Below are 999 nucleotides of genomic sequence, written 5' to 3' on the forward strand. Positions count from 1 at the left end.
CCTTCATCGCCTCTGACTGCCAAGGCATCCACCGTGTACGCTTAGTCACTTAACCATACAACCCCAAGAGGTTTCGTATGGCAACAACCAAGGTTTCTCTGCTTGTTCTTTTACAAGAGCAAGAGAGGATTTGTTTTCGCCGGACTCTTCTTTTGTTTCCACTTTAAAAAAGTGAAGACAAAAACACAGACACTTGAATGTGTTTGTTTTGAGAACTCGTTTTTATGCCTTCTTTCGTAAAAGAAGTAATAAAAACATTTGTAATTGAATCCTAAGATTCAATTTACTAGTCAGCTTTCCAGATTGTTAAAGAACATGTGTTTTTTCTATCTCCTAAGAGACAAATAATCCACTTTCTAACCACACTCTACTCTTCACGAGTGAGAATGCATTTAGAAAGTGGTGGAGCTATGCGGGATCGAACCGCAGACCTCCTGCGTGCAAGGCAGGCGCTCTCCCAGCTGAGCTATAACCCCAAATTTGTTTCACTTTTACATTTTTCTTAACTAGGAATTGTAAGAAAAATGGTGGGCGATACTGGGCTCGAACCAGTGACCCCCTCCTTGTAAGGGAGGTGCTCTCCCAACTGAGCTAATCGCCCACGATGTTGCTTTTTATTTCCGCTTTAAAAAGCAGAAGTAAATAGCGTTCCTTCGTGGAAAGGAAATGGTGGGTCGTGCAGGATTCGAACCTGCGACCAATTGATTAAAAGTCAACTGCTCTACCAACTGAGCTAACGACCCTTTGTTACTTTCTTTAATTAAAAGAAAGTGGCGTCCCGTAGGGGAGTCGAACCCCTGTTACCGCCGTGAAAGGGCGGTGTCCTAGGCCTCTAGACGAACGGGACTTAGTTTTCGATATTATTGGGTAATATCGTGTTCTTTTACATTTCGACCAAGCAATCTGTGTGGACACTGCATCAAACAATAAATCTTTAGGTAAGGAGGTGATCCAGCCCCAGGTTCCCCTAGGGCTACCTTGTTACGACTTCACCCCAGT

4 tRNA genes and 1 rRNA gene are annotated in these 999 nt (G+C 43.5%); all 5 read right to left on the reverse strand.

The annotated features are described in order from the left end of the window. Positions 1 to 400: 400 nt before the first annotated feature. Positions 401 to 476: transfer RNA gene (locus C9J12_RS30115), tRNA-Ala, on the reverse strand. Positions 477 to 525: 49 nt separating this feature from the next. Continuing rightward, a tRNA-Val gene (locus C9J12_RS30120) sits at positions 526 to 601 on the reverse strand. Between the two features lie 66 nt (positions 602 to 667). After that, positions 668 to 743 (reverse strand) — tRNA-Lys (locus tag C9J12_RS30125). A gap of 28 nt (positions 744 to 771) precedes the next feature. Further along, positions 772 to 847, reverse strand: a tRNA-Glu gene (locus C9J12_RS30130). A gap of 92 nt (positions 848 to 939) precedes the next feature. Next, positions 940 to 999, reverse strand: a 16S ribosomal RNA gene (locus C9J12_RS30135); the annotation flags it as partial.

It is taken from the genome of Photobacterium frigidiphilum (genome assembly GCF_003025615.1).
GTDB lineage: Bacteria > Pseudomonadota > Gammaproteobacteria > Enterobacterales > Vibrionaceae > Photobacterium > Photobacterium frigidiphilum.